This window comes from Pseudomonas sp. UBA6753 (genome assembly GCF_002453565.1).
Classification (GTDB): Bacteria; Pseudomonadota; Gammaproteobacteria; order Pseudomonadales; family Pseudomonadaceae; genus Aquipseudomonas; species Aquipseudomonas putida_Z.
Genome location: NZ_DKHD01000045.1, coordinates 1 through 13,203, shown reverse-complemented (window position 1 = coordinate 13,203; position 13,203 = coordinate 1). Strand labels below are relative to the sequence as shown.

Genomic DNA, 13,203 nt, shown 5'->3' with positions numbered 1-13,203 from the left:
TGGGCGCGCTCCGCTCAAGGCAATACGGAAGCCGGGTAGACCGCGTCGGCCACCTGCAGCTTGCGTGGAATCAGGCCCAGGCCCTGGAAGGTATCGGCCAGCTTCTGTTGCTCGGCAACGATCTGCGGGGTAATGGCCACGGCGTTGTAGTTGCGCCGCTCGCTGGCCACTTGCAGCACGTTGGCGTTGATCCCCAGTTGCGGGGCCAGCAGCGCGGCAACTTCCGCAGGCTTGGCATTGGCCCACTGGCTGACCTTGCCCAGTTCGGCGAAGAAGGTCTTCAGCAAGGCGCGATGCTGGTCGGCGAAGCTGGCGGTGGACAGGTAGAAGGTGCGGTTGTTGGACAGGCCGCTGCCGTCGCGCAGGTTTTTCAGGCCCGGCTGGCTTTCTGCCGCGGCGAGGAACGGGTCCCACAGGGTCACGGCCTGGACGCTGCCCGATTGCAGGGCAGCCACGGCATCGGCGGCGTGGTTGACGTAGGCCGGGGTGATGTCCTGGTAGCTGAGGCCGGCCTGTTCCAGGGCAACGGCCAGCAGGTACTGGGCGTTCCAGCCGCGGCCGGTGGCCACGCGCTTGCCCTTGAGGTCTTGCACGCTGGCCAGGTGGTCCTGCTCGCGCACCACCAGGCCGATGCCGCGTGGGTAGGGTTGCTCGGCGGCCAGGTACACCACCGGCTTGCCTGCGGCCTGGGCGAACACCGAGGGGGCGTCGGCGGCATGGCCGAGGTCGATGGCGCCGGTGCTCAAGGCTTCGAGCAACTGCGGGCCGGCGGCGAACTCGTGCCAGCTGACTTTCACGCCTTGCGGTGCCAGGGCCTTTTCCAAGGCGCCGCTGCCCTTGAGGATGTTGATGCTGTTGAACTTCTGGTAACCGATGCGCAGGGTCCTGGCCTCATCGGCCAGGGCTTGGGACCAGGGCAACAGGGTACTGGCGACACTGGCCAGCAAGCCGCCGATCAACAGGCGGCGCAGGGGGGAGAAGGCACGGGCGGGCATGGGCATTGCTCCTTGAATTGGAAGGGAAACGATGTGCCCAGACTAAGGAGGTGGCGTTTGGCTTTCAATTTTAATATTCCTGTTTGTTAGATTGTTTTGTTATTTTTATATCCTTTTGTTTTGTAATGGTTGGTCCATTTCGACATTTTTTTCACATTCGCTTGCTAGGCTCCCCGGCATTCCCGAGGAGCCCCACATGTCGTACATCCTGCGCAAGCGCAGCACCCGCATCGCCTTGGCCGCCACCGCCGGCCTGCTCACGGCCACCCTGGGCTTCTTTGCCTGGCAGAGTTTCTACCCGGTCCAGGCCGCCTCCGGCTGGGGCGTCGAGGTGCTGCACCGCGACGTGACCAAGGCCGCGTCGCTGTTGCCGCAAGCCGATGGCAGCCTGCTGGTCAGCCGCGAACTGGACGATGGCCGTGGCAGCATCCTCAGGATCACCGCCCAAGGTGATCGGGTGGTGGTCATCGACAACCTGTCCAAGCCCGACGGCATGGTGGCGGCGCAGGGAGGCTGGGTGTTCAGCCAGGAAGGCGGGCTTGCCCCGGTGAGCCTGGCCCGCAATGGCCAGGTCACGCGGTTGTTCGATGGCGAGAGCGTGCAGGGCCTGTGGAACGACGGCGAGCACCTGTACGCCATCGAGGACCGCAAGGGCAATGGCCGTTTGATGCGCTATGACTGGCGCAGCGGCCAGCTCGATGTGCTGCGCTCCGGCCTGACCGAAACCGAAGGCCTGACCCGCTGCAGCGGCGGGCGTTTGCTGTATACCGAAAAGGCCAACGGCAAGGTCCGCGCCCTGTCCGACGATGGCCGGGACCCGGTGGTGGTCGATGGCCTGCGCAACCCGACGTTCCTGTTCTGCGACCAGCGCGGCCTGTGGATCAGCGAAGACAACACCCACCGGGCCCGGCTGCTGCGCATCGGCGCCGACGGCACGCGGCAGACCGTGCTGTCGTTCCTCAAGGCGCCGCAGTCGATCGTTGCCGATGGCAAGGGCGGCTACCTGCTGGCCGAAGGCGGGCGCAACCGTGTGCTGCACCTGACCCCGCCGCTGGAGCGCAATACCGCCCAGCGCGACTGACCCTGCGCCTGGCTGGGCAGCACCGTGGGTGATGGCTACCCGACCAACAGCGCGCTTCCCTGCATGGCCGCGCTCGCGGATAATCCCCCCATTCCAATAAACAGCCTGTGAGTGGGTATGAGTGATTCCGTAGTCAGCCTCGGCCAGCCTGAAACCGAAGGGGGGCGCAAGACGCGCAAGAACAACCCCGAGAAAACGCGCGAGGACATCCTCCAGGCCGCCATCAACGAGTTCGTCCAGCAAGGGCTGGCCGGTGCCCGCGTCGACGCCATCGCCGAGCGCACCGCCACCTCCAAGCGCATGATCTACTACTACTTCGGCAGCAAGGAGCAGTTGTACTGCGAGTGCCTGATCAAGCTGTACGGCGACATCCGCAAGACCGAGCAAAGCCTGGACCTGGAGTCGCTGCCGGCCGAGCAGGCGATTCGCCGGCTGGTGGAGTTCACCTTCGATCACCACGACCGCAACGTCGATTTCGTGCGGATCATCTGCACCGAAAACATCCACTACGGCGAGTACGTCAAGCAGTCGCCAGCGATTCGCGAAATGAGCAGCCTGGTGCTCGAGGCCCTGGGCAGTACCTTGCGCCGTGGGGTGCAGGAAGGTGTGTTTCGCGCCGGCATCGAGGTCATCGACCTGCACATGCTGATGAGCTCGTTCTGCTTCTACCGGGTGTCGAACCGCCATACCTTTGGCGAGATCTTCCAGATCGACCTGTCCGATGAGCAGGTCAAGCTGCGTCACAAGGCCATGATCTGTGATGCGGTGTTGCGGTATATCCAGATCGAGCGCCGCCCCTGAAAGTTCTCTAGTGCCTGGGCCGGCCTCTTCGCGGGCATGCCCGCTCCCACAGGTACTGCATCTGCCTTGAATGCTGTGGTGATCCTGTGGGAGCGGGCGCGCCCGCGAAAAGGCCCGTCCAGGCCATACATATCTGACATTTTTCCCGTGCTCACTCGCCCAACCGCTGCTCACGCGACGGCGGGTAGCCAAAGTAAGCCGCATAGCATTTGCTGAAGTGCGACACCGAAACAAACCCGCAAGCCACTGCCACTTCCATCACCGACAGGTCGGAATACTGCAACAGGCGGCGGCTCTTGGTGATGCGCAGCTCCATGTAGTAACGCCGCGGCGAAGTGCCCAGCTGGGCCTGGAACAGGCGGTCGATCTGCCGGCGCGAGCGCCCGCTGTAGGCGGCCAGCTGGTCGAGGCTGAGGGTTTCCTCGAGGTTGTTCTCCATCAGTTCGACGATGGTGCGCAGGTGCAGGCTCATGGACTTCTTTGCGCCCGGGCCGACCTGGCGGTAGCGGGCACCGGAGAACGACAGGATTTCCTCGACGCCTTCGGCCAGGCCGTCGCCATACAGCCGGCGCACCAGGCCGAGCATCAGCTCCATGGCGCCATTGGGGCTGGCAGCGCTGAGGCGGTCGCGGTCGAGGGTGAAGCTGGCTGGGGTGATCCGCGTCTGCGGGCTGCGCTCGGACAGGCTGGCGCGCTGTTCGGGGTGGATACTGCAGCCATAGTCATCAAGCACCCCGGCGCGGCCGAGGAACCACGCGCCGTTCCACAACCCGCCCAGGGCCATGCCGTGGGCCGCGCAATCACCCAGCAGGCAGTCGAGCTCGGGGTACTTCAATGGCGTGCGCAGGCCGCCGCAGATCACCAGCAGGTCCAGCTCCTTCAGCGCCTCGGCGGACAACTCGGTGGCCACCAGCTCCAGCCCCAGGTCGCTGAGCACGCGGTCGCCTTCCAGCGACAGCGGGGTGAACTGGAAACTGTCGGCGCGCAGCAGGTTGGCCGTGACCAGCACGTCCATGGCCACGGTGAAGCTTGCCATCGAGAAGTGTTCGAGCAATACGAAATCGACCCGATAGGGGGCCTGGGCATTGGCGCTGGTGGACTTCAGCCGCAGCATGTTGCTGGTACTGGTCTTCTTGCTGAACTGGCGTGGCGTGGGCACTCTGGACTCCGCTTCCTGGCTGGCCTCGAGAGTGTGGCGGGTGGCCGGGGGAAAGACAATCTCCCGGGTGGCCGTGTCGTGTTCGAGGTCGTGTTCAGGCAACCTGTCTGGCTTGGCCCGTTGCCGTTATGCTGATGCTCCCGTCACTGAGGATACCCTTGATGAAGTACGCCGCTGCTCTGTTGCTTTGCCTGATGCCATTGCTGGCCGATGCCCTGGAACCGGGCCACAAGCTCGCCCCGTGGACGCTGCTCGACCAGCACGACCAGGCTTACAGCCTTGGCGCCGGTACGCACATCCTGCTGGTGGCGCGCGACATGGACGGTGCCAAGCTGGTGAAGGCGGCGCTGGCCGAACAGCCCAAGGGTTACCTGGAAGCGCGCGATGCGGTGTTCGTCGCCGACATCCAGCGCATGCCGGCGCTGATCAGCAAGCTGTTCGCCATCCCCGCCATGCGCGATTACAACTACCGGGTGCTGCTCGACCGTGACGGGCAGGTGGCCAGCCGTTATCCCGGGCAGGATGGCCAGGTGCAGTGGTTGCAACTGGAGCAAGGCAAGCTGGTGAGCCAGCGGGCATTTGCCGATGCGCCGGCGTTGAAGGCGGCGCTGGAGACTGCACCACGGCATTGAGAGCTGTCACTGCTCCCTGTAGGAGCGGTGCCATGCCGCCAGCCAAATCAATCTGAACCCTCGGCAGCCTCTGCAACCCAACCCATTACATGCCAAATGGGAGAGCGCTATGGAAATCGGAACGATCTGGATCATCGTCGCGGCCTTTGTGATCCTGCTGGAAATCTGGGCTATCTGGCACATCATCGGCAGTGACCGGCGCGCCGAGCGCAAGATGCTGTGGATCGTGTTCGTGGTCTACGCGCCATTCCCCGGTTTGCTGTTCTGGGCCTGGCGCGGGCCTCGGGCGGTGAAGGGCAGGGCGGTACTGCAGGAAAAATGACGGTGCGCGGCATCAGGCGCGGGGGCGCCTGATGCCGTCGCTGTTCATTTGGGCAGGATGTCGAAGCGAATGGCTGCGCCCAGCCCGTCCACCATCAGGCAACCGTAGAACTTCACGGTCGACAGCACACGCAGTTGCTTGAGCGCTTCATGGATGTAGTCGTGAAGCAGCTTTTCGGCTTCGCGCTTGCGCTCTGCAAGTGTGGCGCCTTTGAGTGTGACCATCCCGAGCAGGGTGGTCTCAATGTGCTCGACGGTGTCCAGGCCAATTTTCTCGCGCAGGTGCAGACGGGCCTGCGCCGCATCGGTTTCATCTCGTGCAGGGTTGTTTGGCTTGATGGTGTAGGCCAGTTGAAAATTGTATTTGCTCATCGCTTTATCCTTGTTACGTACAGGCCTCCATGCCGGGCCTCGCAATCTAGCGCCTGATGGCCACTTCGCATATGAACGCGTGGTTCACGGAAGCTCTTGCGCTGTGCGAAACGTCCTACAGTCGACGCCTGTTTCGCGGGCAAGCCCGCCCCTGAAAACCGCGCTTGACCTCGAGTTAACTCAAGGTTCGATACTCCGTCCCTCTTCCAACTGATCGAGGGTTTACCGTGAGCCATTCAACCGCGTTCCAGCTGAGCAATCCCGAAGGCCTGTACGACCCCAGCGGCAACGCCTATTCCCATGTCGCCGAGGTGCATGCCGACAGCCGCCTGCTGTTCATCGCCGGCCAGGGGGGAGAGGGCCGCAACGGGCAACTGTCGCCGCTGTTCGCCGAGCAGGCGCGCCAGGCACTGGCCAACCTGGAGGTTGCCCTGGCGTCGAAAGGCGCCAGCCTGGCCCAGGTGTTCAAGCTGACTCTGCTGATCGTCGAGCATTCCGAAACGCGCCTGCGTGAGTGGGTAGCCGAGGCTGACAGGGCCTGGGGCCCTTGCATGAAGCCGACCTGCACGCTGATACCGGTACCCCGGCTGGCGCTGGACGGCATGCTGGTGGAGATCGAGGCGGTGGCAGCGGTATAGGTCCGGGCGATTCGGTGGTGGCGTCAGATAAACACTATGTTGTATATCGGTGCTGGCCCTACCGGTATGGCCGCCATGACAACAATCGATCTCAGAGGTGACCACACCATGAGCAGCGGCACCACCACGCTCACCGACCGCAAGGCCCGGGCCTGGGTCTGGCCTGCGCTTTTCAGCCTGGTGGCCTTCGCTGCCAACTCGGTGTTCTGCCGGCTGGCGCTGAAGGACGGGGCCATCGACCCGGCATCCTTCACCATGGTGCGCCTGGCCAGTGGTGCACTGTTCCTGCTGCTGTTGCTCCGCCTGCGCAAACCCGCGCTTGCCATGGGGGGCAGCTGGCGCGGCGGCCTGGCACTGTTCCTGTACGCGTTCCTGTTTTCTGCGGCGTACCTGCAGCTGGGCGCAGGCGCGGGGGCGTTGCTGCTGTTCGGCGCGGTGCAGATCACCATGTTCGGCTTTGCCTGGTACAAAGGCGAACCTATCACCGCGCGGATGCTGCTGGGCATGCTGATCGCCTTCGCCGGCCTGCTGGTGCTGCTGATGCCCGGTACCGCGGCGCCACCCTTTGCCAGTGCCTTGCTGATGGCCCTGTCCGGCGTGGCCTGGGGCGTGTACACGCTGCTGGGCAAAGGCTCACCCAGGCCGCTGGCCGACACTGCCGGCAATTTCGCCCGGAGCCTGCCGTGCCTGGTGCTGCTGGTGCCGGTGCTGTTGCTGGGCGCTGGCTTGCACCTGAGCCCGCTCGGCTTGCTGTATGCGCTGGGCTCCGGTGTGCTGGCCTCGGGTGCGGGCTATGCCGTGTGGTACGGCGTGGTCAGGCAAGTCAGCGCGCAGCAGGCGGCGACCATGCAGCTCAGCGTCCCGGTGATTGCGGCGTTTGGCGGGGTTGGCCTGATCGGCGAGCCATTGTCGTTGCGCTTGCTGGTGGCGTGCGTGGTGGTGCTGGGCGGTATCGCCCTGGCGCTGGCGCCGCGCCGCTAAAAGGGTGAAGGGCGTGACAGGGCATGGCTGTCGGGGCCTGCAATGCCTGGCTGACTATAATGGAGCAACCTCACCTCGCAGCCCAATCTGTGCAGGTAGCGGTAGGGAACCGCTGGCGAGCCCAATCAGCCTTTGCTCGAACGGTCGGCGTCGGCAGCTTCGGTCACCACAGGCAGGTTGCCGGCACGCTGGATTACCCGCCGTTGCTGCTCGTAGTCGTCCAGCGACAGGCCACGGCGTTGCAAGGCTTCCAGTTGCAGTTGACGGGTTTCCTCGGCGGTGTAGGGGCGCAGTTCGGGGTGGCTGGCACAGCCGCTGATGATGGCGATGGCAATAACGGCAAGGGTGGCGGACAGCAGGCGGGCCAAGGTGTTCATCAGGTAGCTCCAGGGGCCGGGGTAGTGGGCGGCGAGTCGATGGAGCTAGGTTATTCGGCCATGTCGTTCGGCAGAAATTGCCATTCTCGATAGTGACTATCGATGGTTCCTGGGAGGGTGCGATGGGGCAAGACGAGCAACCGCGTAAATGGGGCGTGCTGGAACCGATCGACCGGATCACCGAAGTCATCTTCGGCCTGTTGATGGCGATGACCTTCATCGGCTCGCTGAGCGTGGCCACCGCAGGGCGTGAAGACGCGCGGCTGATGCTGATTGCCGCGCTCGGCTGCAACCTGGCCTGGGGCCTGGCCGATGCCGTCATCTACTTGCTGCGTACCTGGACCGAACGCACCCGCAGCCGGACCTTGCTGTCCCGCCTGCAAGCCGGTGATATCACCCAGGGGCGCAGGCTGATTGCCGATACGCTGCCAGAGCGCATCGGCCTGGCACTGGATGAAGACGGGTTGGAGATGCTGCGCGGGCGCATGCTGCGTGATGCTGGCCGCCCGCTGCCGGCACGCCTGGGGCTGGATGATTTCAAGGCGGCCCTGGCCACTTTCCTGCTGGTGGTACTGGCAACTTTCCCGATGGTCATTCCGTTCCTGCTGATCGAGACCACCGGTACGGCCATCCGTGTGTCGAACCTGGTCGCCCTGGCCATGCTCTTCCTTGCGGGCTGGCTGCTGGCACGCTACTCCGGTGGCCGCACCCTGTTGACCGGCGTGGTCCTGGCGGTAGTCGGGGCGTCACTGATCCTGGCGATCATCGCCTTGGGCGGCTGAGCACCGCCCGCTCAGTATTTCATGTCGCGGGCGCGCTCACGGCCTTGCTGCTTGGTGTGGCGTTTGTCCTGTCGGCAGCCGGCGTTGCTTTGCTGGTCGGCGTGGCGGCAATCCTGTTTGGTCTGCCGCGCGTCCTGGCGGGTTTCCTGCCGCACATCGCGGGCCTCGCGGCGCCGTTCGGCGCGGTCGGTGGCCGCCCAGGCCGAGGTGCAGAGCACGGCCAGCATGATGACGGCGATGAAGCGGGGCGTGTTCATCGGGGTGGGCTCCTTTTTGGATAAGGTCTTATGCATGCGCCGGCCTCTTCGCGGGCACGCCCGCTCCCACAGGTACTCCACAATGTTCGAACCTGTGGTGACCCTGTGGGAGCGGGCGTGCCCGCGAAAGGGCCGGTACAGTCAATTACAGATCTCAGCCCAGCCCTGATATAGATTCAAAAGCAGCAACCACCCTCACCTTTAGAGCGCGAAAAGTTTGCGCCCGCACATCTGGCCAAAAGCATCGCCATTGCTACCCTTAATCCACGCGGTCTGATCTCATGGAGAGAAGCGATGCGCATCCCACTGTCAGCGGTCCTGTCGGTAATCCTTTATCTGAGCGCCACGCCCGGCCTGGTGCTGGCAGAAGACGTACCTGCCCCCGACCCGGCACCACAAGCCGACACGGTCGCGGCCAAGGACCCGGTGTTCACCCAGGAGCAACTGGACCAGATGCTCGCGCCCATCGCGCTGTACCCCGATGCGCTGCTGGCCCAGGTATTGATGGCCTCCACTTATCCGGGGCAGGTGAGCGAAGCGGTGACCTGGTCCAAGGCCAACCCCAAGGCCACCGGCGACGATGCCGTCAAGAAGGTGGCGAACCAGCCCTGGGACCCAAGCGTACAAGCGCTGGTGGCCTTCCCGCAGGTGCTGGCAACCCTGGGGCAGGACCCGGTCTGGGTGCAGCGGCTGGGCGATGCCTTCCTCGCGCAGCCCGACGATGTCATGGGCGGCGTGCAGCGCCTGCGTCACCAGGCCCAGGCCGCCGGCAACCTGCAGAGCAACCAGTACCAGAACGTGACCGTGCAGACCGCCCCGGCACCGGCACCGGCCTCCAGCGGTAGCAGCACCCAGGTGGTTACGGCCAGCAGCCCGCCCACCATCATCATCATCGAGCCGTCCGACCCGCAAGTGGTGTACGTGCCCACTTACAACCCGACCACCACCTACGGCACCTGGGCCTACCCGGCTTCGCCGCCGGCGTACTACCCGCCACCGCCCATGTACTACCCCGGTTCCGCGCTGGTGGCGGGCCTGGCCTTCGGTACCGGCGTGGCGATCGTTGCCTCGCTGTGGGGCGACTGTGACTGGGGCAACAACGACATCGACATCGACGTCAACCGCTACAACAACATCAACGCCAACAACCGCATCACCAACAACCAGAACAAATGGCAGCACAACGCCGCCAACCGCGACGGCGTGCCGTACCGCGACTCCCGCAGCCGCCAGCAGTACGGTCGCCAGCTGGACGGTGCCACCCAGCGTACTGCCTTCCGTGGCGATGACGCCCAGCGCGCCCAGGCGCGGGACAAGGCCAGGGCGTCGATGGACCGGGCCGGCATCGAACGGCCGGCCACCAGCAACCGCCAGGCACGCCAGCAGATGCGCGAGGCGCAAGCGGGTAATTCGGTCGGCAACCGCATGCAACCTCGTAGCGACAACCCGAGGGCGACCGACCGCCGACAGGAAACCCGCAACACCCAGGCTCGGCAGCAGAACAGCCAGGTGAGCCAGCGCAGGCAGGGCGAAGGCCAGGGGCGGCAGCTGGCGCAAAACCGGCCTTCCAATAGCGCCGGCCGGGCGCGTAACAATGCCTTCGACGGCGTGCGTTCACCCTCGCGCACCAGCGCGCAGGCCAGCCGTGGCCGCACCAGCCAGTCGTTCGCCCAGCGCCCGAGCGCATCGCGAGCCGCCGGGCACCAGATTTCCCGGCCCAGTGCGCCCGCACGCCGCGGGGGAGGTGGCCGTCGATGAACCGTCAATCGATAGCGGCACTGGCAATCGCAGCCGGTATGGCCTGGTCAACCCTGGCCGCTGCGCAGAAAGTCTTCCCGACACCGGAAAAGGCCGTGGAATCCTTTGTTGCGGCGCTGGGTGAAGACAAGCCTGACGAAGCCCGTCTGGCCCAGTTGCTGGGTGATGACTGGCGTACCTACATACCGCGCGGCGGTGTGCAACGCAGTGACGTAGACACGTTCCTGGCGCAGTATCGCGCGCAGCACAGCATCGACATGTTGGGGGCAAACAAGGCCATCCTCGCGGTGGGCAGTGATCACTGGACGTTGCCCATACCGTTGACCAAAGGCAGTGAGGGTTGGCGTTTCGATCTCAAGGCCGGCAGCTCTGAAATTCGCGCCCGGCGTATTGGCCGCAACGAGTTGGGTGCCATGCAGTCGATGCTGGCCTACCACGACGCGCAGATGGACTACGCCAGCCAGGACCACAACGGCAACGGTGCGCTGGAATACGCGCAGAAGATATTCAGCGAGCCCGGCAAGCATGATGGGCTGTATTGGGACGACGACGGCGATGGCCAGGTCAGCCCGTTGGGCCCGCTGTTCGGCCAGGACATGGTCGGCGACGCCTGGTATGGCTACCACTTCCGCATCCTCGATGCACAGGGCCCGTCCGCCCCCGGCGGTGCCTACAGCTACCTGATCGGCAACCAGATGAGCCGTGGCTTTGCCATGGTCGCCTGGCCGGCCAGGTACGATGACACCGGGGTGATGAGTTTCATGATCAGCCATGACGGCGAGGTGTTCGAGAAAGACCTCGGGCCGCACGGCGACAAGCTGGCCAAGGAGATGAAACGCTTCGACCCGGATGACAGCTGGAAGGTGGTGGATGTGCCGGCGGGAGATTGAGTGAGGCGCACCCGCCGTGGCCGGTTCAAGGTGCGGTTCGCGATTCAAGGTCCATATCAGCTGGCCAGCTCACTTTGGGTGCCAGGCGCAGGGCGAACTCACACCAGAGCACATCGTTGTGATCCTTGGGGGGGCCGGGTGGTGGCAGGGCTGAGGGGCCTTCCTGCATGTAGGTGCAGATGTAGGCCCAGGCATGCTCATTGGCGCCCATCGTGACCAGAGGGAAACGGTCGATGACATTGTTTGTGCCTGGTGCAACGATGGAGAGTGTGACACCCCATTTGAAAATTAACCCACCGTTTGGCAGTGCGCCGGTCTGGGACCAGCGCTCGGCGCGGACTTGGGACCAGTCGTAACTGACCGGTACGACTTTGCCCTTGTCGAATGGGTTCCACCATTGATGCTTGAAGTTGTAGGCGTAGATTTTATTACGGGCCCGGTTGAAGCGAATGGGCAGGTCTCGGGGCGCTGAGAGGTCTGCCCGGAACAGGACAACGGTGCACCATGCTGACAATGAGAGCATGATAATTTCCTGAAGAACACTCTCGATGTCCGTTGGGTCCGTATGCCTGATCACCCAAGGAAGGTCAACCAGGATCGAAATCAGAAAGATAAGTGCCAATATCGAAACGATCCCACGATACGCCATTGCTGAGCGACAAATCTCGAGGTAAATATCATCTTGAAAGTTCGGCGTATGGGGAGCCAAGCCAGGTTCTAGAATCGGTGCATCGAAGGGCGATGGCAAGTCTTCTTGCCAGCCAGTGCAGGGTGGAATCAGTCTTGGGCGGCTCATTGATTTTTGCTCTTGTTGGTGCGTATCTCATTCTCTATTAATACAATCTGAGCAAGTGTTGTTTTGTCGTCTTTGTCAGGCCAGAAGTTTAGGGTGAACTCTATTGCCTGGATGGTGTGATGGTCGGACAATGGCAGCGCCCCTTGAATGGTGAGGGCTTTAGTCAATGGGTCGACCTTTGTGAATGGCTGCATATCGGGTGGTCTTGAGAAGAGCTTATTGGTCGCTCTGTCTTGAGCTTGCAGTTTCAACGGCGACGAACTGTCTGCGGACAGTACAGCTAATTCACTACCTCTAGGTCCGTGGTACAGGCTTAAGCTCCACTCGTAATGCGACAGGTGCTGATTGAAGTTTGGAATGCGAATAAAGAAAATCAGGCCGACGCTTGCCGGGACCGCATTACCATCACTGGTAAATATCGTTGACGCATTTTCTTTGTGGATCGAGTGATTGATTTCGAATTGGATTTGAATCGAGACCTCCGCCTCCAAACCGAGGAGGGATGCATTGAGAGCGGCAATGGCCGCGTCCATATCGGTGTTGGTCACCCATTGGCGATGTGATTCCGGTAACCCCCACTTGGTATTTCTGGCCCAAATCTGCGTTGCTGATGATTCTTTGTGCTTGGCTGAAGTTGCAAGCAGATAGGCTGCTATGCCCAAGGTGATGCTTATGCCTATCGGGCCAAGTAAAGCGCTGGGGCCAAATGCGGCCCAGACGCCAAATGCTGCGGCCCCGAATGAAGTGGCACTTGCGAACCGGTAGAGGCGAGCTGCAGAGCCATCTCCCACTCTCTCGGATCTAAGGTTTGCATACCTGTACTGAGCCGCATCCATGACACCAGCAAGCGCAGAAATCCCCGCGCCGAATCTGGCAATACCAGTCCCCAATGAGATCGTTGTCACCGTCCCCGGCCACGGTATCTTCGGACGCACAAGCGCAACAACCAGTCCCGCCGCTTCGACGCTGGCACCCAACAACCCAAGCGAAGAAGACCAGATCGCCGCAAGCGCCTCCGGATTGTCCTGATGCGTCCCTTGCAACGCGCGATAGTTCTTGCCCAAGCTGTCCTGATGGAACCACATGCTGCCCAAGGCAAATAGCAGCCCGACACTTCCGCTACTCGCTGCAGCATCCCGCAGGCTGCGCATCGCATCGCTTGCCACGCTTTGCGCGGCCGTAGAACTGATCTTCAAACCACCCGTAACCTGCGCACGCAGCGTACCCGCACCAATCACGACATTGCGCACCAGCGCCCCGACGCCACCGGCTGCACCTTCGCGCAACTGCACCAGCCGCGCCTGTAAACTTTCAGCACTTTCCAACGTCCAGAGCATCACCTCGATCATCTGGCTACGGTTAC

At 63.2% G+C, this 13,203-nt stretch carries 15 protein-coding genes and 1 pseudogene; 9 read left to right on the top strand and 7 right to left on the bottom strand.

The window, feature by feature from the left end:
• Window positions 1-14: 14 nt before the first annotated feature.
• Window positions 15-995 carry an aliphatic sulfonate ABC transporter substrate-binding protein gene (locus B2790_RS17455; RefSeq protein ID WP_286919326.1) on the bottom strand — a complete coding sequence of 327 codons (981 nt, stop codon included), beginning with the start codon at window positions 993-995 and terminating at the stop codon, window positions 15-17.
• A gap of 196 nt (window positions 996-1,191) precedes the next feature.
• Between B2790_RS17455 and B2790_RS17450 the strand changes: the two genes are divergently transcribed.
• On the top strand, window positions 1,192-2,076 hold the full coding sequence (locus B2790_RS17450; protein WP_286919325.1) for a hypothetical protein: 885 nt from the start codon (window positions 1,192-1,194) through the stop codon (window positions 2,074-2,076).
• Window positions 2,077-2,193: 117 nt separating this feature from the next.
• Complete coding sequence (locus B2790_RS17445) at window positions 2,194-2,877, top strand: TetR/AcrR family transcriptional regulator (RefSeq protein ID WP_025338900.1); 684 nt, start codon at window positions 2,194-2,196, stop codon at window positions 2,875-2,877.
• A 151-nt stretch (window positions 2,878-3,028) separates the two neighbouring features.
• On the opposite strand, the gene B2790_RS17440 is transcribed toward B2790_RS17445, so the two are convergent.
• Window positions 3,029-4,036: a GlxA family transcriptional regulator gene (locus B2790_RS17440; protein WP_286919324.1), complete on the bottom strand. Its 1,008-nt coding sequence runs from the start codon at window positions 4,034-4,036 to the stop codon at window positions 3,029-3,031.
• A gap of 161 nt (window positions 4,037-4,197) precedes the next feature.
• Here B2790_RS17440 and B2790_RS17435 point away from each other — a divergent pair, with 161 nt between their 5' ends.
• Window positions 4,198-4,668, top strand: coding sequence for an FAD/FMN-containing dehydrogenase (locus tag B2790_RS17435; protein WP_286919323.1), 471 nt, complete (start codon window positions 4,198-4,200; stop codon window positions 4,666-4,668).
• Between the two features lie 109 nt (window positions 4,669-4,777).
• Window positions 4,778-4,990 (top strand): PLDc N-terminal domain-containing protein, encoded by a 213-nt coding sequence (locus B2790_RS17430; protein ID WP_013972488.1) that lies wholly within the window; start codon window positions 4,778-4,780, stop codon window positions 4,988-4,990.
• 44 nt (window positions 4,991-5,034) lie between these two features.
• On the opposite strand, the gene B2790_RS17425 is transcribed toward B2790_RS17430, so the two are convergent.
• Window positions 5,035-5,361, bottom strand: coding sequence for a hypothetical protein (locus B2790_RS17425; RefSeq protein WP_025338903.1), 327 nt, complete (start codon window positions 5,359-5,361; stop codon window positions 5,035-5,037).
• Window positions 5,362-5,588: 227 nt separating this feature from the next.
• Here B2790_RS17425 and B2790_RS17420 point away from each other — a divergent pair, with 227 nt between their 5' ends.
• Together B2790_RS17420 and B2790_RS17415 are read left to right on the top strand one after the other, a co-directional pair.
• Window positions 5,589-5,999 carry a RidA family protein gene (locus B2790_RS17420; protein WP_025338904.1) on the top strand — a complete coding sequence of 137 codons (411 nt, stop codon included), beginning with the start codon at window positions 5,589-5,591 and terminating at the stop codon, window positions 5,997-5,999.
• Between the two features lie 108 nt (window positions 6,000-6,107).
• Complete coding sequence (locus tag B2790_RS17415) at window positions 6,108-6,980, top strand: DMT family transporter (protein WP_286919322.1); 873 nt, start codon at window positions 6,108-6,110, stop codon at window positions 6,978-6,980.
• Between the two features lie 125 nt (window positions 6,981-7,105).
• On the opposite strand, the gene B2790_RS17410 is transcribed toward B2790_RS17415, so the two are convergent.
• Window positions 7,106-7,357 (bottom strand): hypothetical protein, encoded by a 252-nt coding sequence (locus B2790_RS17410; protein WP_075045072.1) that lies wholly within the window; start codon window positions 7,355-7,357, stop codon window positions 7,106-7,108.
• A 122-nt stretch (window positions 7,358-7,479) separates the two neighbouring features.
• Here B2790_RS17410 and B2790_RS17405 point away from each other — a divergent pair, with 122 nt between their 5' ends.
• Complete coding sequence (locus B2790_RS17405; RefSeq protein ID WP_286919321.1) at window positions 7,480-8,139, top strand: VIT1/CCC1 transporter family protein; 660 nt, start codon at window positions 7,480-7,482, stop codon at window positions 8,137-8,139.
• 11 nt (window positions 8,140-8,150) lie between these two features.
• On the opposite strand, the gene B2790_RS17400 is transcribed toward B2790_RS17405, so the two are convergent.
• The gene (locus tag B2790_RS17400; protein ID WP_286101795.1) at window positions 8,151-8,396 is read right to left on the bottom strand and encodes a hypothetical protein; all 246 of its coding nucleotides are present in this window, start codon (window positions 8,394-8,396) and stop codon (window positions 8,151-8,153) included.
• A 294-nt stretch (window positions 8,397-8,690) separates the two neighbouring features.
• Between B2790_RS17400 and B2790_RS17395 the strand changes: the two genes are divergently transcribed.
• Both B2790_RS17395 and B2790_RS17390 read left to right on the top strand, forming a co-directional pair.
• Entirely contained in the window at window positions 8,691-10,154 is a 1,464-nt protein-coding gene (locus B2790_RS17395) for a DUF3300 domain-containing protein (RefSeq protein WP_286919320.1), read from the top strand.
• Window positions 10,151-11,044: a DUF2950 domain-containing protein gene (locus B2790_RS17390; RefSeq protein ID WP_286919319.1), complete on the top strand. Its 894-nt coding sequence runs from the start codon at window positions 10,151-10,153 to the stop codon at window positions 11,042-11,044. The genes B2790_RS17395 and B2790_RS17390 overlap by 4 nt, the downstream gene beginning before the upstream one ends.
• A 25-nt stretch (window positions 11,045-11,069) precedes the next feature.
• Here the strand turns inward: B2790_RS17390 and B2790_RS17385 are convergent, their stop codons facing one another.
• Window positions 11,070-11,840 (bottom strand): DUF6708 domain-containing protein, encoded by a 771-nt coding sequence (locus tag B2790_RS17385; protein ID WP_286919318.1) that lies wholly within the window; start codon window positions 11,838-11,840, stop codon window positions 11,070-11,072.
• Window positions 11,837-13,203: pseudogene (locus tag B2790_RS17380) on the bottom strand (hypothetical protein); the annotation flags it as partial. The pseudogene B2790_RS17380 and the gene B2790_RS17385, both read right to left, overlap by 4 nt.